Annotated in this window: 19 protein-coding genes; 8 read left to right on the plus strand and 11 right to left on the minus strand. The window is 69.5% G+C overall.

The window, feature by feature from the left end; translation table 11 throughout:
- Nucleotides 1-55 precede the first annotated feature (55 nt).
- The 4 genes from ACYVOK_RS03120 to ACYVOK_RS03135 all read left to right on the plus strand — a co-directional run bounded on the left by ACYVOK_RS03120 (nt 56) and on the right by ACYVOK_RS03135 (nt 4,662).
- Nucleotides 56-400 (plus strand): hypothetical protein, encoded by a 345-nt coding sequence (locus ACYVOK_RS03120; RefSeq protein WP_460660677.1) that lies wholly within the window; start codon nt 56-58, stop codon nt 398-400.
- On the plus strand, nt 397-2,877 hold the full coding sequence (locus tag ACYVOK_RS03125) for a hypothetical protein (protein ID WP_460660678.1): 2,481 nt from the start codon (nt 397-399) through the stop codon (nt 2,875-2,877). The genes ACYVOK_RS03120 and ACYVOK_RS03125 overlap by 4 nt, the downstream gene beginning before the upstream one ends.
- Nucleotides 2,874-3,389 (plus strand): hypothetical protein, encoded by a 516-nt coding sequence (locus ACYVOK_RS03130; protein WP_460660679.1) that lies wholly within the window; start codon nt 2,874-2,876, stop codon nt 3,387-3,389. The genes ACYVOK_RS03125 and ACYVOK_RS03130 overlap by 4 nt, the downstream gene beginning before the upstream one ends.
- A gap of 97 nt (nt 3,390-3,486) precedes the next feature.
- Nucleotides 3,487-4,662, plus strand: a complete 1,176-nt coding sequence (locus tag ACYVOK_RS03135) for a hypothetical protein (RefSeq protein ID WP_460660680.1) — start codon at nt 3,487-3,489, stop codon at nt 4,660-4,662.
- Nucleotides 4,663-4,725: 63 nt separating this feature from the next.
- Here ACYVOK_RS03135 and ACYVOK_RS03140 read toward each other — a convergent pair whose 3' ends face one another.
- From ACYVOK_RS03140 to lysS, 3 genes are all read right to left on the minus strand, one after another.
- Nucleotides 4,726-7,263 carry an ATP-dependent Clp protease ATP-binding subunit gene (locus tag ACYVOK_RS03140; RefSeq protein WP_460660681.1) on the minus strand — a complete coding sequence of 846 codons (2,538 nt, stop codon included), beginning with the start codon at nt 7,261-7,263 and terminating at the stop codon, nt 4,726-4,728.
- Between the two features lie 428 nt (nt 7,264-7,691).
- Nucleotides 7,692-8,021 (minus strand): histone-like nucleoid-structuring protein Lsr2, encoded by a 330-nt coding sequence (locus ACYVOK_RS03145; RefSeq protein WP_460660682.1) that lies wholly within the window; start codon nt 8,019-8,021, stop codon nt 7,692-7,694.
- 309 nt (nt 8,022-8,330) lie between these two features.
- A complete protein-coding gene (gene lysS, locus ACYVOK_RS03150; RefSeq protein WP_460660683.1) occupies nt 8,331-9,851 on the minus strand; it encodes a lysine--tRNA ligase in 1,521 nt (506 codons plus the stop codon).
- A gap of 185 nt (nt 9,852-10,036) precedes the next feature.
- On the opposite strand from lysS, the gene ACYVOK_RS03155 reads away from it, so the two are divergent.
- The 3 genes from ACYVOK_RS03155 (at nt 10,037) to ACYVOK_RS03165 (ending at nt 11,559) form a co-directional block, all read left to right on the plus strand.
- A complete protein-coding gene (locus tag ACYVOK_RS03155; RefSeq protein ID WP_460660684.1) occupies nt 10,037-10,483 on the plus strand; it encodes an NfeD family protein in 447 nt (148 codons plus the stop codon).
- Nucleotides 10,471-11,325, plus strand: a complete 855-nt coding sequence (locus ACYVOK_RS03160) for an SPFH domain-containing protein (protein WP_460660685.1) — start codon at nt 10,471-10,473, stop codon at nt 11,323-11,325. The genes ACYVOK_RS03155 and ACYVOK_RS03160 overlap by 13 nt, the downstream gene beginning before the upstream one ends.
- 108 nt (nt 11,326-11,433) lie before the next feature.
- Nucleotides 11,434-11,559 (plus strand): hypothetical protein, encoded by a 126-nt coding sequence (locus ACYVOK_RS03165; protein ID WP_460660686.1) that lies wholly within the window; start codon nt 11,434-11,436, stop codon nt 11,557-11,559.
- On the opposite strand, the gene ACYVOK_RS03170 is transcribed toward ACYVOK_RS03165, so the two are convergent.
- On the minus strand, nt 11,539-12,837 hold the full coding sequence (locus ACYVOK_RS03170) for a hypothetical protein (RefSeq protein ID WP_460660687.1): 1,299 nt from the start codon (nt 12,835-12,837) through the stop codon (nt 11,539-11,541). The two genes, ACYVOK_RS03165 and ACYVOK_RS03170, sit on opposite strands and share 21 nt — an antisense overlap.
- A gap of 138 nt (nt 12,838-12,975) precedes the next feature.
- Here ACYVOK_RS03170 and ACYVOK_RS03175 point away from each other — a divergent pair, with 138 nt between their 5' ends.
- A complete protein-coding gene (locus ACYVOK_RS03175; RefSeq protein ID WP_460660688.1) occupies nt 12,976-13,545 on the plus strand; it encodes a carboxymuconolactone decarboxylase family protein in 570 nt (189 codons plus the stop codon).
- Here the strand turns inward: ACYVOK_RS03175 and ACYVOK_RS03180 are convergent.
- The 7 genes from ACYVOK_RS03180 to ACYVOK_RS03210 form a co-directional block, all read right to left on the minus strand.
- A complete protein-coding gene (locus ACYVOK_RS03180) occupies nt 13,533-14,930 on the minus strand; it encodes a multicopper oxidase family protein (RefSeq protein WP_460660689.1) in 1,398 nt (465 codons plus the stop codon). The two genes, ACYVOK_RS03175 and ACYVOK_RS03180, sit on opposite strands and share 13 nt — an antisense overlap.
- A gap of 74 nt (nt 14,931-15,004) precedes the next feature.
- The gene (locus tag ACYVOK_RS03185) at nt 15,005-15,445 is read right to left on the minus strand and encodes a hypothetical protein (RefSeq protein ID WP_460660690.1); all 441 of its coding nucleotides are present in this window, start codon (nt 15,443-15,445) and stop codon (nt 15,005-15,007) included.
- Nucleotides 15,446-15,545: 100 nt separating this feature from the next.
- Nucleotides 15,546-16,307 (minus strand): type III pantothenate kinase, encoded by a 762-nt coding sequence (locus ACYVOK_RS03190; protein WP_460660691.1) that lies wholly within the window; start codon nt 16,305-16,307, stop codon nt 15,546-15,548.
- On the minus strand, nt 16,307-17,179 hold the full coding sequence (nadC, locus tag ACYVOK_RS03195) for a carboxylating nicotinate-nucleotide diphosphorylase (protein WP_460660692.1): 873 nt from the start codon (nt 17,177-17,179) through the stop codon (nt 16,307-16,309). Before nadC ends, ACYVOK_RS03190 begins: the two co-directional genes overlap by 1 nt.
- Entirely contained in the window at nt 17,172-18,839 is a 1,668-nt protein-coding gene (locus tag ACYVOK_RS03200) for an L-aspartate oxidase (protein WP_460660693.1), read from the minus strand. Before ACYVOK_RS03200 ends, nadC begins: the two co-directional genes overlap by 8 nt.
- Nucleotides 18,840-19,025: 186 nt before the next feature.
- Entirely contained in the window at nt 19,026-19,853 is an 828-nt protein-coding gene (panC, locus tag ACYVOK_RS03205; RefSeq protein WP_460660694.1) for a pantoate--beta-alanine ligase, read from the minus strand.
- Complete coding sequence (locus ACYVOK_RS03210) at nt 19,850-20,707, minus strand: Rossmann-like and DUF2520 domain-containing protein (RefSeq protein WP_460660695.1); 858 nt, start codon at nt 20,705-20,707, stop codon at nt 19,850-19,852. The genes panC and ACYVOK_RS03210 overlap by 4 nt, the downstream gene beginning before the upstream one ends.
- Nucleotides 20,708-20,713 lie beyond the last annotated feature (6 nt).

The raw sequence follows: 20,713 nt of genomic DNA on the forward strand, positions 1-20,713 counted from the left end.
GCGTTACAACGCGGTACCCCGGTGATAGGTAACTGTGGCAGGTAACGTCATTCTCGTGCCGCTGCGCGAGCTCCCCACCGAATCGAAGGCCGCGGCGGCCCTTCTCCGGACCGAGCTGATCGCCCATCGCAGGACCCTACGACGATCCGGGCGGCACGGTGTCGTGCTCGCGTGTCTCGCCGCCGGTACGGCGTTCGCACTGCTCGTGCCGGGCCAGACGGGCACAGGCTGTTACCTCTGGCGAGCGAGCACGCAACCGATCGGCGGCCGCGGTCCGGCCCTCGCGCTGCCGGTCGCGATCGTGCTGCTGGTGCTCGTGGATCGCCTGTCTGCCGAGCGATTCCGGCTTCGCCGCCAGGTCCGATCCGTCGGTACGGCGGTGATCGGACCGTCACCGTGACGGCCTGGACCGGGTTCGCCGCGCAGGGCCGGCCGAGTTGCACGAGCTCACCGGCTGTGATCGGCACGATCGTCTGCGGAACTCTCGCGACCATGGTCGCAGCGCACTGGGCGACCCGCTCGACGACCCCTTGGACCGTGCGTGACGAGTCGCCGGACGAGACCTCCAGCGAGCCGCTGAATCAGTCCGAATTGCGTACAGTCTTCGTCCGGCTCGGCGCCGAGGTCGACTCGTGGACGCCTTTTCGCTTCCGAGTGTTCCCGTTCGTCTCGGGGACGCTCGCCGTACTGCTCGTACTCTCGACGGTGCTCCCGTGGCGCGAGTTGCTCGATCCGGTGGCACTCGGGCCGACCGCGGCCGAAGCCGGTCTGGCCCGGTCTCAACTCTGGGAGATTCCGCCGGCCCGGCTGTGGTCGTTCATCGTCTGCGGGTTGGCGATGGCCACTCTTGTCTCTACAGGCCTGGTACGCCGAGCGGCCGCCGTCGCCACCGGGTCAGCCGCTGTGACCGGGCTGGCCTTCCATCTGCTCTGGCTGCCGACCGGACTGTCCAACGGCGTCGGCTACCGGCCTGGGGTCGGGGCCTGGACCGGGCTTGGCATCGGGCTGCTTCTGTTGTTGGCCGGTCTACTGGGCGCGCGTCGGATCGTTGTGGTCGCAGGTGCTGCCGCTGTGGGCGCGCTGGCCGGTGCGCTGCTTCCGTCCGCTGTTGGAGCGCCGTACCAGCCGTCCGTCGTGGCCGGGGTGCCGCACCGGTTGCTGGACCTGCAGGGCGGGCAACTGGTCGACCGCCTCGGCATGCGCGTCGCCATCGGTACGTCGGACCCGTTGGACTCGCTGGCCGGGACGCTCGACGGGTCGCCCGGGCAGTGGCTGCTGGGCCGGACCGGCTCGGAGAGCTCGACCGTGTTCGCGTACGACGACGGCGTCGCGCTCCCCCAGGTCACGCTGAACCACGGCACCAGTCCGCCCGCACTGTGGGGTGTCACCGACAACCGCATGGTCCTGCTGGCAGGCGGAGCACTCGGACATCCGTGGGCGATCCTCTCGGTGCCACTCGACCTGGTGAGTGCTGACATCAGCCTGAGTCACAAGAATCAGGACGGCAGCTACTACGTCACGCCCGGCGTGGACATCGTCGCGAGCGGCGCCGGACCCGCGCTCAGCCACCGCAACGCGGACCGTTCGATCGTGGTCCGGGGATCCACGACCACCTGGCAGATCCCAGCCCACCAACTGCGGAAGGGGATTCGGCTCAGCGACTTCGTGGTCGCTCCGGGCCCGGGTGCTCCAGGTAACGCCGTCTCCACCGGACCTGACGGTACGACGGCCTGGCGGACGAGCGAGACCGGGTTGGCGATGGTCCGGCCGGGCGGTGTCCCGCAGCAACTCACCGGAGTGGCGCCGGCTGGTTGCGTGCTGAGCAGTGACGCGGCCAGCTCATCCATGACGGTCAACACCTTCGCAGTAGACGTGCGAGGCAACCTGTGGCTCGGGGGTGGCGCTCCGACGTCGGTCGTCACGCCGGACGGCGTACTGCGGAAGCTGCCCGGCGGAGCCGAAGGTGTCGACAGCATCGAGGCTCGGCCGGACGGGTCGCTGTTGCTGGGCACCTCGCCCGGCGGCGGGGACCAGGTCCTGGCAATACCCGATGCGGCTGCGGCTGCCGCGTCCTTCCCGGCTGCGCCTCCACCGGAGCCGCGGTGTGATCGCCGGAAGCCGGTGGACGGCACGACGACGTTCAAGACCTCTCTGGTGCCGCCTGTGCGTGTGGTGGGGACGGCCGGCGTGAGCACGCAGCTCGCCCTGGACGCCTCGGGACGGCTGGTTCGCGTGCGAGTGCCGTTGGCGGCTCGGGCGTCTGCTCCGGACGGTCAGGGCGGCGTGTGGTGGACAGTTGTCGGTCGTGGTTCGACAGAGAGCGCCGTACATCTGGTGCGCGGTCGGACGACGGTTGTGCGGGACAGGCAGCCGGTCCCAGGCAATCAGAAGGGCGAGTACGCCGCGGCTGCCGGCGATCGACTGGTGTCCGCTGTAGGCGGAGGTCTCTACAACCTCTACGGACCAGGCGGCCGGGTGCGGCGCGTGAGGGTACCGGGCGAGTTGCGGCCAGGTGGGCTGGCACAGCTCGCGTCCGGCCAGGTCGCGATGGTCCTCGGTGAACGGCTCGTCCGCGTCGATGCCGACGGCCGGACAACGGTCCTGCTCGGCGGTTCGACGTCGGGCTGGCCGATCTCGGCGAGCGGCGTACCGGCGTCGCAGTGGACCGCCGACGGCAGGTGGTTCACCGGCCCGGACGGAAAGCTCTGGGGGTACGACGGCAGCCACCTGGTGCGCGTGGACGGGCCGGGACGGGTCACTGTGATCGCGGGAGCGCGGCAGGGCGTGCCGCAGGCCGCGGATCAGGTGACCGTGATCGGGCGGGCACTGTACTTCCAGCTGGGCAACGACCTCGTTCGCCTGGAGGCCGCCCGATGAGCGACTTCCCGGACGAGGAACTGCCGCGCCTGCTCGACGCGGCCGAGGCCGCCCTGGAGCGATCTGAGCACCGGTGGTTCGCTCGAGCCACTCTGCTGGCCGCGCTGGCGACCGGAGTCTCGCTGCTCCTGCCCTGGACCTACACCAGGCGCTACGGCCTCTCGGTCTGGCAGCTGGGCATCGAAACCCAACCCACACTCGCTCTGACCTGCCTGACCGGCCTCGCAACCTCAGTTATCGCCCTCGTTCTCAAGCCCGGCGCCATGGCCAAAGCCGCCGCGGCCGTCACCGCGATCAGCTCGATCGGCTGTGTCGCCACAGCCTGGCAGGCCAGCCGGCCCGAAACCCTCACCGACGGCTGGCCCGGACCTGGCCCCGCCTTCACCATCACCATGGCGGTGATCTGGCTGCTGACCGCGGCCGCCGGTCTGGTTGCCGTGCATCACAAGCCGGCCCGCTTCGATCCCGACGACGTCTCCAGAGCGATCACCCGGCTACGCCGTACCCGGTGAGCGTTCACTCCCGGGAGGGAGTCCGAACACTCTCGCGGCTGAGGTGGTCGGGTGACCTCCGGCTGGACAGTGAAAGCACTGACAGCTGGAGGAAACGATGAGTGTTCTCGAGGTTCGGGATCGGACCAGGACGGTGGTACCGGTTCTGGTGGCGGCCTTGTCGCTGGTGTACGGGATCGCCGGACTGGCCTGGTTGCGCGGGGCCGGGGGTTACGCGTTCGGGCCGGTCCCGCCGGAGGGAGAGCGGTTGTCGTTGCTCGCCCAGTTGCCGGACCAGGTCGGCGCGGGACTGATCGCCGTACTGGGAGTCCTCGGGATGCCGGCGGCGCTCGCGCACACCCGGACCGAGTGGAGTGCATCGGCGTACCGGCCGTTGCTGGGCTTCACAGCCCTGCAGGTGATCGTATTCGGGCTGCTGGCGCCGAGCCTCACGGTGGTGATCCTGGCCGGGTACCTGCTGGTCCTGCTCGGTCTGCCGGCCGGGATCGTCTGGTTGGTCGCCGGGGCGTGGAAGCAGCCCGCGACGCGGATGCTGCTGCTCGCCGTGGCGGTCACCGTCGTCGTGGTCGAGTCGACCACCGGTCTGTTCGACTGGTCCGCGTTCCGCGAGCTGGCCGCGGGCGTTGCCGGCATACCGGCGAAGGTCGGGACCACGCCGCTGTTCGTGACCGCGGCGTTCCTGCTGGGGTGTGGCTGGGCGTTGCTCGGCGTCCGGGGGCTGCGGAGCGCGCGGGGGCGGTGCCTGCGGTGTGGCCGGCCGGGAGCGAGCTGGACGCGGTCGGAGTCGGCCCGGCGGTGGGGGTTCTGGGCGACGATCGTGGCGGTGCTCTGCCCGATGCCGTACGCGTTGCTGCGGATGACCTGGCTGCTGCCGAACCCGATCGGGTTCGACGCCGCCGAGCTGAACGCCGAGCCGGGGATCAAGTTGTTCGGCCTCGGGCTCGGCTTGATCGCGCTGATGTCGGGGATCGTCACGCTGGGCCTGATCCGGCCGTGGGGCGAGGTGTGGCCGCGGTGGATTCCGTTCCTCGCCGGGAGGCCGGTGCCGATCAAGGCGGCCGTCGTCCCGGGCGCCGTGGCGGCCACGCTGCTCCTGGTCAGCAGCGCCTCGCTGGCCGGGATGCTCTGGTCCCCCGACGCCTCGACCGCCGAGAACCTCCTCTACCTCCTGATCCTCCCGTTCCCCCTCTGGGGCGCTTCCGTGGGCCTCGCCACCGCCGCCTACTACTACCGCCGCCGACCGCCCTGCCAGATCTGCCACCAGGCCCACTGACGGCCTCCGAACACGCGAGAGGCCCCACGCGGGGTGCGCGGGGCCTCTCGGGGTCGGTGCGGTTTACGAGTCCTGCAGCCCGGTGGATCCGCCGGCCGTGAGGTCGGACAGTTCCAGGTCCGGGGTGGTGGACTTCTGGGTGCCGGTGAAGGTGAAGTACTCCGCCAGGCCGTCCTCGTTGACCGTGCCCTCCGGAGCGGCGTCGACCAGGACGATCTGGCCGGGGCGCAGGTCCCCGAACAGGATCTTCTCGGCCAGCACGTCCTCCACGTCGCGCTGCAGTGCGCGGCGCAGCGGGCGGGCTCCCAGGACCGGGTCGAAGCCCCGCTTGGCGACCAGTTCCTTCGCCGCCGGGGTGAGCTCGATGCCCATGTCCTTGTCCTTCAGCCGCTCCTCGATCTGAGCGACCATCAGGTCGACGATCTTGACGATCTCCTCCATGCCGTGCTGGTGGAAGACGACGATCTCGTCGACACGGTTGAGGAACTCCGGCCGGAAGTGCTGCTTCAGCTCCTCGGTGACCTTCGCCTTCATCTTCTCGTACGACGTGGCGGTGTCGTTCGCCTGCGAGAAGCCCAGGCTCACCGCCTTGGCGATGTCCTTGGTGCCGAGGTTCGTGGTCATGATGATCACGGTGTTCTTGAAGTCGACCACGCGGCCCTGGGCGTCGGTCAGGCGACCCTCGTCCAGGATCTGCAGCAGCGAGTTGAAGATGTCCGGGTGGGCCTTCTCCACCTCGTCGAACAGCACCACGCTGAACGGCTTGCGGCGCACCTTCTCGGTCAGCTGGCCACCCTCTTCGTAGCCGACGTAACCGGGCGGCGAACCGAACAGCCGGGACGCGGTGTGCTTCTCGGAGTACTCCGACATGTCGAGGCTGATCAGCGCGTTCTCGTCGCCGAACAGGAACTCGGTCAGCGCCTTCGACAGCTCGGTCTTACCCACACCGGACGGGCCGGCGAAGATGAACGAGCCGCTCGGGCGGCGCGGGTCCTTCAGGCCGGCGCGGGTACGCCGGATCGAGCGGGACAGCGCCTTGACCGCGTCGGTCTGGCCGATGTACCGCTTGGCCAGTTCCTTCTCCATGTCGAGCAGCCGGGACGACTCCTCCTCGGTCAGCTTGAAGACGGGGATGCCGGTCGCGGTGCTGAGCACCTCGGCGATCAGCTCCTCGTCCACCTCGGCGACGACGTCCATGTCGCCGGCCTTCCACTGCTTCTCGCGCTCCGCCTTGGCGTTGATCAGCTTCTTCTCGTCGTCGCGCAGGCTGGCGGCGCGCTCGAAGTCCTGCGCGTCGATCGCGGACTCCTTCTCCCGGCGCACGTTCGCGATCTTCTCGTCGAACTCGCGCAGGTCCGGCGGAGCCGTCATCCGGCGGATCCGCAGCCGGGCGCCGGCCTCGTCGATCAGGTCGATGGCCTTGTCCGGCAGGAACCGGTCGGAGATGTAGCGGTCGGCGAGCTGGGCGGCCGAGACCAGGGCCGGGTCGGTGATGGTGACCCGGTGGTGCGCCTCGTACCGGTCCCGCAGGCCCTTGAGGATCTCGATCGTGTGCGCGATCGACGGCTCGGCCACCTGGATCGGCTGGAACCGGCGCTCCAGCGCGGCGTCCTTCTCGACGTACTTGCGGTACTCGTCGAGGGTGGTCGCGCCGATGGTCTGCAGCTCGCCGCGGGCCAGCATCGGCTTCAGGATGCTCGCGGCGTCGATCGCGCCCTCGGCCGCACCGGCCCCGACGAGGGTGTGGATCTCGTCGATGAACAGCACGATGTCGCCGCGGGTGCGGATCTCCTTGAGCACCTTCTTCAGGCGTTCCTCGAAGTCACCGCGGTAGCGCGAACCGGCCACCAGGGCGCCCAGGTCGAGGGAGTAGATCTGCTTGTCCTTCAGCGTCTCCGGGACGTCACCGCGGACGATCTGCTGGGCCAGACCCTCCACGATCGCGGTCTTGCCGACGCCCGGCTCACCGATCAGGACAGGGTTGTTCTTGGTCCGCCGGGACAGCACCTGCATGACCCGCTCGATCTCGGTCTCGCGCCCGATCACCGGGTCGAGCTTCGATTCGCGGGCGGACTGGGTGTAGTTCCGGCCGAACTGGTCGAGCACCAGGGAGCTGCTGGGCGCACCCTCGGCGGGCGCGCCGGCTGACGCCGTCTCCTTGCCCTGGTACCCGCTCAGCAGCTGGATGACCTGCTGGCGGACCTTGTTCAGGTCCGCGCCGAGCTTGACCAGGACCTGCGCGGCGACACCCTCACCCTCGCGGATGAGGCCGAGCAGGATGTGCTCGGTGCCGATGTAGTTGTGGCCCAGCTGCAGGGCCTCGCGCAGGGAGAGCTCCAGCACCTTCTTGGCGCGGGGGGTGAACGGGATGTGCCCGCTCGGTGCCTGCTGCCCCTGGCCGATGATCTCCTCGACCTGGGAGCGGACGGCCTCGAGCGAGATACCCAGGCTCTCGAGAGCCTTGGCGGCGACACCCTCACCCTCGTGGATCAGGCCGAGCAGGATGTGCTCGGTCCCGATGTAGTTGTGGCTGAGCATCCTGGCCTCTTCCTGAGCCAGGACGACTACCCGACGGGCGCGGTCCGTAAATCGTTCAAACATCGCCAAAGCGCTCCTTGCCTCAGAGGAGTCGGACGTGCCGTGTAGGCCGACCCCCGTACATGCATGCTAGTCCCCGGTGCCGACAGGCTCGCTCTCGGCGAACATTTGCTCACCACCGGCCCGGTGCCCCAGGAGGCATCACAAGGGAACAACCCCGCGGATCCCCAGGGTGTTCCCGTCCGGCCCCGAGTACCCAGCCTGTTCGCCACCAGCGAATTCCCGGACCTACCTGCCGCCTCAGTCATCGGTCCCGACACGCCCGGGTCACCGATACGTCCACATCGTGAAACAACCGGAATGCGGACGGCCCGCGGAGCGGAGCTCCCCATGACACACCGGAGGCGAGGTGCTCCGCGCTTTGCGCGGACACACCTCGCCTCTCGCATCCGGCACCCCTCGGGGCACCGGGACCGGCGGTCGGCCGGGAATTACTTGGCTTCGTTGTACGCCGCGCGCACCTCGGCGGAGATCCGGCCCCGCTCGCTCACGTCGTAGCCGTTCTCCTTGGCCCAGGCCCGGATGTCGGCGGAGTCGGACGCCGACCGCCCGCGACCCCGGCCCCGGCCCGAACCGCCGCGGCGCCCGGAAACCCGGCGGGCCGCGCCGACATAACCGCTGAGGGCGTCGCGCAGTTTGGCGGCGTTCTTCTTGGACAGGTCGATCTCGTACGTCGTTCCGTCCAGCCCAAAGGTCACGGTCTCGTCGGCCTTACCACCGTCGAGATCGTCCTCGAGAACCACCTGCACCCTTTGCGCCATCGATGACAGTCCTTTCCGCGCCCGTCACCGGGCCGCAATCCCCCTGCCGTTTTGTTTGCACCTGATTTGTACCGCACAAACCGGGCCCGTGTCATTCACCTCCCACAATGAGCGGGAAAGATGTGACTAAACGCTCCGCACCACGCGGTGCCGATCGACGCTGTGCAGCCGTGGTGACCTTGTGTATTCACGCGGTCCGAAACCGGCCCCGGCCAGAATGCTGAGCCGATCCCGACGAAAACTCAGGCCCCCGGATTTGCAGTGACCGTCCGTTGTGCTATGCAACGATCCTGCGACCGATTCGCGGAATCACTCCGGCCGGAGCAACGGGAACAGAATCGTCTCCCGGATACCGGTCCCGGTGAGCAACATCACCAACCGGTCCAGGCCCATCCCCATCCCACCGGACGGCGGCATCCCGAACTCCATCGCACGCAGGAAGTCCTCGTCCAGCTCCATCGCCTCGGGGTCGCCGGCGGCGGCCTGCAACGACTGCGCCACCAGGCGATCCCGCTGGATCACCGGGTCGTTCAGCTCCGAGTAGGCAACCCCGAGTTCGACGCCGTTGACGAACAGGTCCCAGGCCTCGACCAGGCCCGGAATTTCCCGGTGCGGCTTCGCCAGCGGCCGTGCCGCTTCCGGATAGTCGCGGACAAAGGTGGGCTGGATCAAGGTGTGCTCGGCCAGCTTCTCGAACAAGTCGACGGCGATCTCGCCGGCATTCCGGCCCGGCTGCAACTCGACGTGATGCTGCTCGGCCAACTTGGTCAGAGTGGCCAGGTCGGTGGTCACGTCGACGCTCTCGCCGACCGCTTCGGACAGCAGCCCGAAAAGTGTCGCGTGCCGGAACGGCTGCTGCAGGTCGATGGTTGAACCGTCGCGCGCAGTGATCGTCGTCCGGCCGATCGCGCGGCCGGCGTTCCGGATCAGCTCCTGGATCAGCTCGGCCATCGTGTCGTAATCGCCGTACGCCTCATAGGCCTCGATCATCGAGAATTCCGCCGAGTGGGTGGAGTCGAGTCCCTCGTTACGGAACGTGCGGCCGATCTCGTAGACCCGGTCGACGCCGCCGATCATCGCCCGCTTCAGGTCGAGCTCGAGCGCGATCCGCAGCTTCATCTCCTGGTCGAACGCGTTCAGGTGGGTCGTGAACGGCCGTGCGGCCGCTCCGCCGTTGGTCAGCTGCAGCACCGGCGTCTCGACCTCGACGAAGTCGTGCGTGTCGAACGTCTGCCGCAGCGACTTGAGCACGGCGGCCTTGGTCCGGACCATCTCCCGCGCCTCGGGGCGGACGATCAGGTCGACGTACCGCATCCGGACGCGGGCTTCCTCGCTCAGCGGCTTGTGCTCGTTCGGGAGCGGGCGCAGCGTCTTGGCGGCCATCTGCCAGCCGCTCGCCTGGACGGACAGCTCGCCGCGGCGGCTGGTCACGACCTCGCCCTGGACGGCCAGCAGGTCGCCGATGTCGACCAGCGCCTTGAACCGGGCCAGCTCCTCCTCGCCGAGGTCCGCCTGGGACAGCATCACCTGCAGCTCGGTCCCGTCGCCCTCCCGGAGCCGGACGAAGCACAGCTTGCCGGTGTTGCGCAGGAAGATCACCCGACCGGTCACGGAGACCTGCTCGCCGGTCCGCGTGTCGGGCTCGAGCTCCTGCCCGTCGTACTTGGCCCGCAGGTCCTTCAGCAGGTGCGTCCGCGGCACCGAGATCGGGTAGGGCTGCACTCCCTCCGCCAGCAGGCGGTCACGCTTCTCCCGGCGGACCCGCATCTGCTCGGGCAGGTCGTCCTGCCCGCTGTCGGGGTTCACCGGGTTCACGTGTGCGTCAGTCATGGGGTCAAGGCTAGTGACTGAGCACCTTCTGAGCCGAATCGTTTGTCCCCAGGGCCTTGACAGCCGGCATCGGTACGGCGGCGGCGACCGGGGGGCCGCCGGAAGAAAGCCGAACCGTTAGCTGCACGCCCACGGATCCGGAGTACCGTCGAAACAGAGGTACTTTCCGCCGCCGGGTGGTCGCCATGCAGTCCTGGTTCCTGTGGTTGATCCTCGCCGCCGTCCTCGGCACCGCCGAGGTGATGACGGCGACTCTCGATCTGCTCCTGCTCGCCGTCGCCGCGCTGGCCGCGGCCGGTGCGGCCGGCCTGGGGCTCGGCCTCGGTCTGCAACTGCTCGTGTTCGCCGTGACCGCGGCCGCGATGATCACGCTGGTCCGGCCGGTGGCCCGCCGGCACCTGATGTCGTACCCGCAGCTGCGCAGCGGCGTGGCCGCGCTGGTCGGACGCGAGGCCGTGGTGCTGAGCCAGGTCGGCCGGGAGCCGGGGCGGGTCCGGATCGGCGGCGAGGAGTGGAGCGCGCGGTCGTACGACCCCGACCTCGTCATCCCCGAGGGCACCACGGTGGACGTCTTCGCGATCGAAGGAGCCACCGCCCTCGTCCATCCCCGGGAGGATCCATGGCCGAAATAGTCTTCGGGGCGATCGCCGCCCTGCTCGCCGTCGTCCTGGTACTCCGGACGGTCCGGATCGTGCCGCAGGCGCGAGCCAGCAACGTCGAGCGCCTCGGCCGGTACCTGCGCACCCTCGAGCCCGGCCTGAACATCGTCATCCCGTTCGTCGACCGGCCCCGGCCGCTGATCGACCTGCGTGAGCAGGTGGTGTCGTTCGAGCCACGCTCGGTGATCACCGAGGACAACCTGGTCGTGCACATCGACACGGTGCTGTACTTCCAGGTCACCGATCCGCGGGCGGCGGCGTACGAGATCGCCAACTACATCCAGGCGATCGAGCAGCTGACCGTGACCACCCTGCGCAACGTGATCGGCAGTCTCGACCTGGAGAAGGTGCTGACGTCGCGCGAGCACATCAACTCCACCCTGCGCGGCGTACTGGACGAGGCGTCCGGCAAGTGGGGCATCCGGGTGAACCGGGTCGAACTGAAGGGCATCGAGCCGCCGCCGTCGATCAAGGAGTCGATGGAGAAGCAGATGCGGGCCGAGCGGGAGAAGCGGGCCGCGATCCTGGCCGCCGAGGGCCAGCGGCAGTCCAAGATCCTGACCGCGGAGGGCGAGCGGCAGGCGGCGATCCTGCGGGCCGAGGGTCAGGCGAAGGCGATCGACACGGTGTTCGAGGCGATCCACCGCAACGACCCGGACCCGAAGCTGCTCGCCTACCAGTACCTGCAGATGCTGCCCGAGCTCGCCAAGGGCCCCGGCAACACGTTCTGGGTGATCCCGTCCGAGGTCACCGCCGCGCTGCAGAACGTGACCAAGGCGTTCAACGGCAGGAACCCTGAGATTCCCCCGGACTGATGCCCTGAGCACCTGGCCGCGAACGCCGGCGGCGGGATCGCCTGGGCGGCCGCGATCGGGATCGTCGCGTACAACATCGGCGACGACGCGGACCGGATCTTCGGCCAGTTGTCGATCTGGGCCCTGGTCGTGCTCGTGCCGGCGGGTGTCGCGGCGTACAACTACTACAAGCTCCGCCGGAAGGACCGGGTCGCGCCGGAGGCCGAGACCGCGTCAGCGGACGTTCAGCGGTAGCTGCGGGGTGGTCGTTCCGTTCATCGGCCGCCCGAACATCGACGCGCCCGGGATGACGAACCGGTAGGCGAACGCACCCGCCTGGGACGCCTTGAACAGCAGCGAGGCCTGCCCGTTGCGCATCGCCACCGCCTTCACGTTCACCCACCGGCGGGTCTGCCGGTTCCACGACTGCAAGATCACGGTCGTGTTCATCGCCGGCTTGACCGTCGTGTAGACCATCACGTTGTCACCGCGCCGCTTCGCCGGGCCGCCGACGAACCCGGCCGTCGCGACCCGGACCACGCTCTTGGTGTACGCCGGACGGCTGCTCGACGTCGCCGTGAGGACGCCGGGGCGGGTGTAGCCCGGGACCGTGATCCGGTACGGCCGGCTCGGGCCGTTGATCATCGGGATGTCGTAGTGCCCGCCGGCTGTCGTCGAGCCGCGGGCCGCCGGCGTCCAGCGGGCATCCGGCGTGACCTGGGTCATCACCATCACGGGCACGCCGGCCGGAGTGGCCCGACGCTGCACGCAAGGGGTCTCACCCTCGCAGACCACCTCCTGCAGGACGACCCGGCCACGGACGTGGACCTGCACGCTGAACTGCGCCAACGCGGGCACCACACCGTTGATCGAGCTGGTGAGGCCGAGCACCTCCCCGCCGATCCGGGTGCTCCACTCGTTCTGCGCCCGCAGCTGGAACAGGTACGGCGGCTGGAGACTCTTGATCAGCTGTCGCGTCGACGTCGTACCCGGGCCGATCGCGCGCATCATGGCGCCGGGCCGCCCGACCATCGGGACGTACAGCTGCGTCTTCGCACCCTTCACGTCCAGCGGGTCGTTCGGCGTGAAGTCCTGCGGCGGCGCCGGTACCGTCCACGTCATCAGCACACCCCGGCCCATCGGGCTCGCACTGGCCGCACCCGGCCGGACCGGGCCGTCGGTGTCGAACACCTCCGAGCGCGCGAGCTTGCTGGTCACCCCGCCCTGCGACGTCCCAGTGGCCACCGCCACCCGGTAGTTGCCGTCCGGCGGGAAGGCCGACGTCGGGATCGCCCAGCTGTTCGGCTCGCCGGCGGCAAGGTACTTCACGTACGACGGACTGCTGCTGAGCACACCCTCGATGGTGATCCGGTTGGGCGCGTTGTCGTCCTTCCAGGTCACCTGGACGGCGGTCCGGCCGTCACCGGCCCAGCCGACCGCCACGTCGGTGGGCACCGGATCCGATTGGCAGGCGGTCAGAGCGGTCGCGCAGAACAGCACCGCCAGCGCCACGGCGGAGACACGTCCCGACATCCGCCGCACTCAGACCACCTCGTCTCAGTTGCCTCACAACCGACCGGGTGAACCATACCCATGACCCGGTACCCACCAGGCAGGAGCGTTGCCGGATCGGTACGGCACCTTTACCGTGAAGCCACAAGGGGGGTTCGCATGACGTTCATCGACACACCGACGGACCAGGGGTTCTTCGACCGCAACCGTGCTCCGGCGGGACACATACCCAACTACGTCAAGACCTTCGCGGCCCGGCCGCAGGTCTACGAAGCCTGGAAGCAGCTGTCCGGGGCGATCCGGGAGTCCATGGACCTGCGCCGCTACGAGCTGGCCACCCTGGCCGCCGCGACCGCGCTCAAGTCGAGCTACTGCAGCCTCGCGCACGGCCAGGTCCTGGCCGACAAGTTCTACACGTCCGAGGAGGTCGCGGCCCTGATCAACGAGCCGGCCATCGATCCGGTCGACCGCGCGATCATGACGTTCGCCCGCAAGGTCGCGCTGTCCGCGGACACCATCACCCAGGACGACGTGGACGAACTGAAGTCCGTCGGCCTGACCGACGACGACGTCCTCGACGTCGTGCTGGCCGCCGCCGTCCGCTGCTTCTTCTCCAAGACCCTGGACGCGACCGGGACGCGGCCCGACGCGGCGTTCAACACACTTCCGGACACGCTGCGGAGCGCGCTCACTGTCGGCCGCCCGATCGAGCCGGATCACTCGGGCTGATTGCTCGCCGTACCGCCGAGGTGGAACCTGGTCGTGACGCCGCTGTACATCAGGTGGGTGACCAGCCCCTGAGCGGCGTGCGGCAGGTTGTGGCAGTGGTCCATCCAGATCCCGGGGTTGTCCGCGACGAACGCGATCTCGTAGGTGTCGTCGTCCTCGACGTTGAGTGAGTCGGTCCACCACGGGCTCCCGGTGGCCGCGACGCCGTTGCGGCTCAGTACGACGACGTGGTGGCCGTGCAGGTGCATCGGGTGGACCTGGCCGGAGGTGTTCCTGATCGTCATCCGGACGACGTCGCCCTCGGTCACCATGTACATCGGCACGTTCGGGAACTGATGCCCGTTGATCGTCCACCACAGGCCCGGGCGTCCGTCGAAGAACCCGGGCCGGCGGCCGATGTCGTAGGTGAACACCCGGGTCGCCCCGGCCGGGTCGAACGCGAGCGGACGCGGTGCGCCGTACGTCAGCAGGTCGACGCGTTCCCGCGGTTCGGCACCGGCCGGTGCGTTGCCGTCGCCGACCACCAGCGACGTCGGTCCACCGCCGAGACCGATCCTGATCGCCGAGCCCTGCGGCATCCTCACCAGCAGATCGACCCGGCCGCCCGCGGTGACGAGCACGGCCTTGCCGCTCACCTCCGGCGGCGCGTTCACCTCGGTCCCGTCCACCGCCACGATCCGGTACGGCGCTCCGTCGACCCAGCCGGCCCACGGACCGTTGTCCGTGTTGATCAACCGGACCCGGACCGTGGGTCCGGGTGCGGGCACCCGCCGTTCGCCGTACCCGCCGTTGACCGTCCGCACCTTCTCGTAGGTGTGCACGGCGGCGACCACGTCGGTCGCGGTCGGTTCGACGATCAGTACGCCGTACAGGCCCTTCTTCACCTGTTCGTGCGAGACCTGGTGGGAGTGGTACCAGTACGTGCCGACGTCCTCGGCGACGAAGCGGTAGACGTGCGACTTCCCGGGCGGCACCGCGTCCTGCGTGACACCGGCGACACCGTCCTCGGCCGCGGGTACGTCGATGCCGTGCCAGTGCAACGTGATTCCCTCGGGCACGGACTCGTTGTGCAGCGTCACCTGGATCAGATCGCCTTGTTGTGCGACGATCTGGGGCCCTGGCGAGGTGTGGTTGAGCGTGTAGCCGTCCATCGATCCGCGGCCTGGGATGTCGAAGCGTTCCTTGCGCGCCACCAGATTCACGCTCACGTCAGGTCTGCCGGACGGACCGGTCAGCGTGCTCACGTCCTGCCCGTGATGGGCGTGCGTCGCCGGGCCGCCGCCGTAGTCGGCGTACCCCATCTGCATCGGGGACAGGTCGCCGGGCACCAGGCTGCGCTGCCAGAACCACGCGAGCGGCGCCAGTACGACGATGGTCGCCAGCACCGCGATCACGGTGCGGCGACGTGGCCGCCGGGTCATCAGCCCGCGGCCACGCACGAGTCAGTTGCCGACGACATCTACCTGGCCGCCTCGGCGGGTGTCTCGGACGCGGGGACCGCCGTCGGTGCGGCCGCCTTGCGAGCCGCCACGCTCGCGACACCGGCCAGCACGAACGCGTTCAGACCGTGCAGCGTGCCGACCACGGGCGCGCCGAAGGAGACGAACGCGAGCGTGATCTGCAGTGCCACCAGGCCGACCACGAACAGCGCCCACTTGATCCCGCCCTCCACCTTGGCGAAGAACGAGACGATGAGCAGCAGCAGCGCGAGAGCCGGCATGACCATCATCCCGATCGTCCCGTGCGCCTCGTGGCCGAAGTTCAGATCCGAGTTCTTGTCGAAGACGGCGCCCTCGTCCATGTCCTTGATCGCGGTGAACCATGCGAGGGCGATCGCCATCGCCTGGACCACCACACCGATCGCGATCAGGCCGGCCAGTGCGCGATAAACAGACTTCATTGTTTCCCCCCACCCCGGAAGTCGTTCACCCCATGGTGATCCCGGCCGCAACCGACGCACAAGAGGTTATGCCCGAACGGGCAATCCGGCACCGGCCGGTCTAGTTGTTCCGGGCAAACGCCCGGTACAGACCGTGCAGCGTCAGTAGCGGTTCGTTGCGAACCGGCGTGGAGAGTTGCTCGGCCAGCAACGGCGCCAACGCGCCGGTGAGGACGACGGCGGCGGACTCGTCCAGGGACTGCTCCGCGCGGATCCGCCCGACGAGGCCGTCGACCAGTGCGGCGAAGCCGTGGATCGCACCGGACTGCAGCGCTTCGACGGTGTTCTTCGCGACCACCGAACGTGGCCTGACCAGTTCGACCCGGCGCAACTGGGCGGCCGCGTTCCCGAGCGCGTCCGTCGCGGTTTCGATGCCGGGGGCAATCACTCCGCCGCTGAAGGCGCCGGCCGGGTTGACCACGTCGATGGTGATCGCCGTACCCACGTCGACGACGATGCACGGAGCGCCGTACAGGTGGACCGCCGCGAGCGCGTTGGCGATCCGGTCGGTGCCGACCTCACGCGGGTTGTCCACCAGCACCGGCAACCCGGTCTTGACGCCGGGCTCGACCACCACACTCGGCACGTCGTGGTAATACCGGGAGACCACGTCGCGCAACTCGTGCAGCACGTGCGGTACGGCGGAACACACCGCGATCCCGGACACCGGCGACTCCCCCGCCAGCAGTCCCTGCAACAGGACCGCCCACTCGTCCGCCGTACGCCGGGGATCCGTGCCGACCCACCAGTGCCGTTTGACCGTGCCCTCGAAGACCAGACCGACCAGGGTCCGGGTGTTCTCGACGGCGACGGCGAGGAGCATCAGGCGTCCTCGGGATTCGCCGCGGTCCGCAGGTCCAGGGCGATGTCGAGCACCGGCGCCGAGTGCGTCAGCGCACCGACCGCGAGGTAGTCGACGCCGGTCTCCGCCACCGCGCGGGCCCGGTCCAGGGTGAGACCGCCGGACGCCTCCAGCTTGGCGCGCCCGGCCACCTTCTCGACCGCCTCCCGGAGCAGCGGAAGATCCATGTTGTCGAGCAGGATCAGCTCGGCGCCGGACTCGACCGCGATCAGCGCGTCGTCGACCGAGTCCACTTCCACCTCGACCGCGAGATCGGGATACGCCTTGCGGACCAGGCGGAACGCCTCGGCGACCCCGCCGGCCGCGATCACGTGGTTGTCCTTGATCAGCGCCGCGTCGGACAGGCCCATCCGGTGATTCTTGCCGCCGCCGCAGCGGACCGCGTACTTCTCCAGCGAGCGCAGCAGCGGCATCGTCTTGCGGGTGTCGCGGATCACCGCGCCGGTGCCCTCGACCGCGTCCACCCATCGACGGGTCAGCGTGGCGACACCGGAGAGGTGGCACAGCAGGTTGAGCGCGGTGCGCTCGGCCGTGAGCAACTGCCGCGTCTTGCCGCGGATCGTCATCAGTACGTCGCCCTTGCGCACGGCAGCTCCGTCGGTGACGGAGTACTCGAGCTCGACCTCGTCCGGCGCGGCGACCAGCCGGATCACCAGCTCGGCGATCTCCAGGCCCGCCACTACCCCGTCGGCCCGGGCGACGAGTTCGGCGACCGAGATCTGGTCCGCGTCGATGGTGGCCGTCGTCGTGACGTCCACGCCGCCGGCCAGGTCCTCCTCGATCGTGGCCCGCACGAGGTCAGCGACCCATTGCCGGTCGACAGTCTCATCCATGCTGGGCATTCTCCTCGGTTTCGTGCGGAACGAACGTGGTCCGCGGAAGTGCCTGCTCGCCCTCGGCGGGCAAGGTCAGGTCCAGATTGCCCAACCAGTGTTGGTCGTCGCGATCGGGGTGGTCCTCGCGCCAGTGCGAGCCGCGGCTCTCCTCGCGCGCGGTCGCGGCGGCGATCAGCGCGGACGCCACCGTGGCCAGGTTCGTCGCCTCCCAGGCCGGCGTACCCGGCTCACCGGCCGGCTGCTCGATCAGCTTGCCGAGTGTCGCACCCGCCTCCGACAGTCCGGTCGCGCTGCGGATGACACCGGCGCCAACCGTCATCACCCGCTGCAGCTCGGGTACGACGTCCGCGTCGACCAGCCCGGACACGCGGGTGTCGGCGACCGGCTCACGCAAGGCGGGGAGCCCGTCGGCCAGCCGGGCGGCGATCCGGCGGGCGAAGACGAGACCTTCCAGCAGCGAGTTCGACGCGAGGCGGTTGGCGCCGTGCACACCGGTGCACGCGACCTCACCGCAGGCGAACAGACCGGGCACCGACGTCTGACCGTCGAGGTCGGTCCACACGCCGCCGGACGAATAGTGACAGGCGGGCGCGACCGGGATCAGCTCACGGACCGGGTCGATCCCGTGCGACCGGCAGGACGCCAGGATGGTGGGGAACCGGACCCGCCACTTCTCGTCGCCGAAGTGCCGCGCGTCGAGGAAGACATGATCCTTGCCAGTGGCAAGCATCTGCCGCATGATCGCCTTCGCCACCACGTCGCGCGGCGCCAGGTCGGCGAGCTGGTGCTGACCCTGCATGAACCGGTTGCCCTCGTGGTCGACCAGGAACGCACCCTCGCCGCGGACCGCCTCGGACACCAACGGCTGCTGGCCTTTCGCGCTCTTGCCCAGCCACAGCACGGTCGGGTGGAACTGCACGAACTCCAGGTCGCGCACCTTCGCCCCGGCCCGCAACGCCAGCGCCATCCCGTCCCCCGTGGACACGCTGGGATTGGTCGTCGCGGCGTACAACTGACCGATGCCACCGGACGCGAGGATCACCGCCCGGCTGCGGATCGCCCCGACACCGTCCAACTGCCCCTCGCCCATCACGTGCAGTGTCACACCGGCGACGGCGCCGTCCTCGGCGGTCAGCAGGTCGATGACGAGCGCGTGCTCGATCAGCCGGATGTCGTCGGCCCGTTTCACCGCGGCGACGAGCGCCCGTTCGATCTCGGCGCCGGTCGCGTCACCGCCGGCGTGCGCGATCCGGTTGCGGAGATGCCCGCCTTCCCGCGTCAGCGACAGGTCACCGTCGGCGAGGGTATCGAACCGGGCCCCCAGCTCGATCAGGTCACGGACGGCGTCGGGGCCCTCGGTGACCAGCGCCCGTACCGCGTCCGGGTCGCACAGACCGGCGCCGGCGACCAGCGTGTCGTGCAGATGCTCCTCCGGGGAGTCCTCCGGATCGAGGGCGGCGGCGATCCCGCCCTGGGCCCACTGGGTCGAACCGGAGGCGACGACGTCCTTCGTCACCACCAGTACGGAACCGAGCTCACGGGCCTTGAGGGCGGCGGTCAGCCCGGCGATACCGGATCCGATCACCACCACGTCGACGGTGTCGGTCCAGCCCGGTTCGGGCGCGGCCAGCCGTTGCGGCACAGCGGGTGCGGTCACGGGGCCTCCCGGCCTGGACTGAGGAGCGCAGGGAGCCCGATCATGGGCCCCCGGCCTGGACTGAGGAGCGGAGGGAGCGAAGCGACTGGAGCGACGAGGGAAGGCCGGGAGTCAGAGCCCCGTGACCCCGCCGGCGCCGAAGGCCCGGCCAAAAGCACAGTCATCCCGCGACGGTATCAACCGAATTCATCGAAGGGTGATGGAAATGTTGTCAATGAGACGGGTGGTGCCGACCCGGGCGGCGATCAGCATCCGGGCCTCGCCGGGGCCGATCACCGGGCCGAGGTCCGGTGCGCGCAGGGCGAGATAGTCGATCTTGACCGACGGGACCGCTTCCAGCTCGGCCTGGGCGGCGGCCATCACCGCGTCCGGACCGTTCATCCCCGCCTTCGCCCCGGCAGTCAGCGCCCGGTACAGCACCAGCGCCTCGTCGCGCTCGGTCTCGTCGAGGTAGCGGTTGCGTGAGGACATGGCGAGGCCGTCGGCTTCGCGGACGGTCGGCACCGGCACGATGTCGACGTCCCAGTCCAGGTCGCACACCATCTCGCGGATCAGCGTGAGCTGCTGGTAGTCCTTCTCGCCGAACAACGCCAGGTCGGGCGCGGTCAGGTGCAGCAGCTTCGCCACCACCGTCAGTACGCCGGCGAAGTGGCCCGGCCGGAACACACCCTCGAGCTCGTCGGCCAGCGGACCCGGATGCACCGTGATGGACGGCTCGTTCGGGTACAGCTCGTCGCGGGACGGGTTGAAGACCAGGTCGACGCCCTCGTTCTTGGCGATCGCCAGGTCGCTGGCCAGCGTGCGCGGATACCGGTCGAAGTCCTCGGACGGCCCGAACTGCAACGGGTTCACGAAGATGGTGAGGACGACACTGCCCTCCGGACCGACCCGCTCCCGGGCCTCGGCGAGGAGGGCCGCATGGCCTTCGTGCAGGGCGCCCATCGTCATCACGACCGCCCGGGGCCGGATCGCGGCCGCCGCCCGCAGTTCGGCCTTGGTCTGGGTGAGTCTCATCGCGGTGCCTCCCCTGTCCGATCCCGCTCGCCTGGTTCCCCGTTCAGCACCTTTTCGAACCGGGCCGCCGTGTCCGGGTCCAGCCGTCCGTCGGCCGCGGCCAGCTCCACCGTGGCCCGGGCCAGTTCGGCGTACGTGCTCGCCGTCCGGTCTCGCAGTCCGGCCAGATGTGCTGCCACCGTGTCGACATCGCCCCGGGCGATCGGCCCGGTGAGCGCATGATGACCGGATCGCAGCGTGTTGTCGAGGGTTGCGGTCACCAGTGGCCGGAGTGTCGCGGCCGGGTCCGCCACCCCCGCCTCCCGCAGTACGGCGAGGGCCTGGGTGACCAGCGTTGTCAGGTGGTTCGCGCCGTGCACGAGACCCGCGTGGTAGTGCGCGCGATCCTCCTCCGCCACCCACTGCACCTGCGCCCCGAGCGCCTTCACCAGCCGCTCGACGATCTCCCTGGCGCCGTCCGGCGCGGTCGCCGTGAACATGACACCCTCCAGGCTGACCGCACCGCCCGGGAACGTCATGGCCGGATGCAGGGCCACTGGGACGGCCTTCGACGCTCGGAGTGGCTCGAGGCCGTGTGCACCCGACAGGTGGACGACGTACTGGCCGCTGGTGAGTGGTAGCTGGTGGACGACGTGCTGGATCAGGTCGTCCGGTACGGCGATCAGGACCACATCGGCGCGGGCCGTCACCTCGTCGGGCGTCAGCACCGGCACATGGGGCAGGAGCCGGGCGGCGCGTTCCCGTGACGCGCTCGACCGTGCGGTGACACCGACCAGGGGATGCCCGGCGGCCGCCAAGGCTGCTCCCAGGGCGGTTCCGGCCCGGCCGGCTCCGATCAAGCCGATCCGTTCCATGCTCAC

The organism is Kribbella swartbergensis (genome assembly GCF_054784135.1).

Coding starts and splice junctions, on each gene's coding strand:
- ACYVOK_RS03145 (WP_460660682.1), bottom strand. CDS start 8,021: ATGGCGCAAAGGGTGCAGGTGGTTCTCGAGGACGATCTCGACGGTGGT.
- ACYVOK_RS03135 (WP_460660680.1), top strand. CDS start 3,487: ATGAGTGTTCTCGAGGTTCGGGATCGGACCAGGACGGTGGTACCGGTT.
- ACYVOK_RS03170 (WP_460660687.1), bottom strand. CDS start 12,837: ATGTCGGGACGTGTCTCCGCCGTGGCGCTGGCGGTGCTGTTCTGCGCG.
- lysS (WP_460660683.1), bottom strand. CDS start 9,851: ATGACTGACGCACACGTGAACCCGGTGAACCCCGACAGCGGGCAGGAC.
- ACYVOK_RS03190 (WP_460660691.1), bottom strand. CDS start 16,307: ATGCTCCTCGCCGTCGCCGTCGAGAACACCCGGACCCTGGTCGGTCTG.
- ACYVOK_RS03160 (WP_460660685.1), top strand. CDS start 10,471: ATGGCCGAAATAGTCTTCGGGGCGATCGCCGCCCTGCTCGCCGTCGTC.
- nadC (WP_460660692.1), bottom strand. CDS start 17,179: ATGGATGAGACTGTCGACCGGCAATGGGTCGCTGACCTCGTGCGGGCC.
- ACYVOK_RS03185 (WP_460660690.1), bottom strand. CDS start 15,445: ATGAAGTCTGTTTATCGCGCACTGGCCGGCCTGATCGCGATCGGTGTG.
- panC (WP_460660694.1), bottom strand. CDS start 19,853: ATGAGACTCACCCAGACCAAGGCCGAACTGCGGGCGGCGGCCGCGATC.
- ACYVOK_RS03210 (WP_460660695.1), bottom strand. CDS start 20,707: ATGGAACGGATCGGCTTGATCGGAGCCGGCCGGGCCGGAACCGCCCTG.
- ACYVOK_RS03175 (WP_460660688.1), top strand. CDS start 12,976: ATGACGTTCATCGACACACCGACGGACCAGGGGTTCTTCGACCGCAAC.
- ACYVOK_RS03130 (WP_460660679.1), top strand. CDS start 2,874: ATGAGCGACTTCCCGGACGAGGAACTGCCGCGCCTGCTCGACGCGGCC.
- ACYVOK_RS03140 (WP_460660681.1), bottom strand. CDS start 7,263: ATGTTTGAACGATTTACGGACCGCGCCCGTCGGGTAGTCGTCCTGGCT.
- ACYVOK_RS03155 (WP_460660684.1), top strand. CDS start 10,037: ATGCAGTCCTGGTTCCTGTGGTTGATCCTCGCCGCCGTCCTCGGCACC.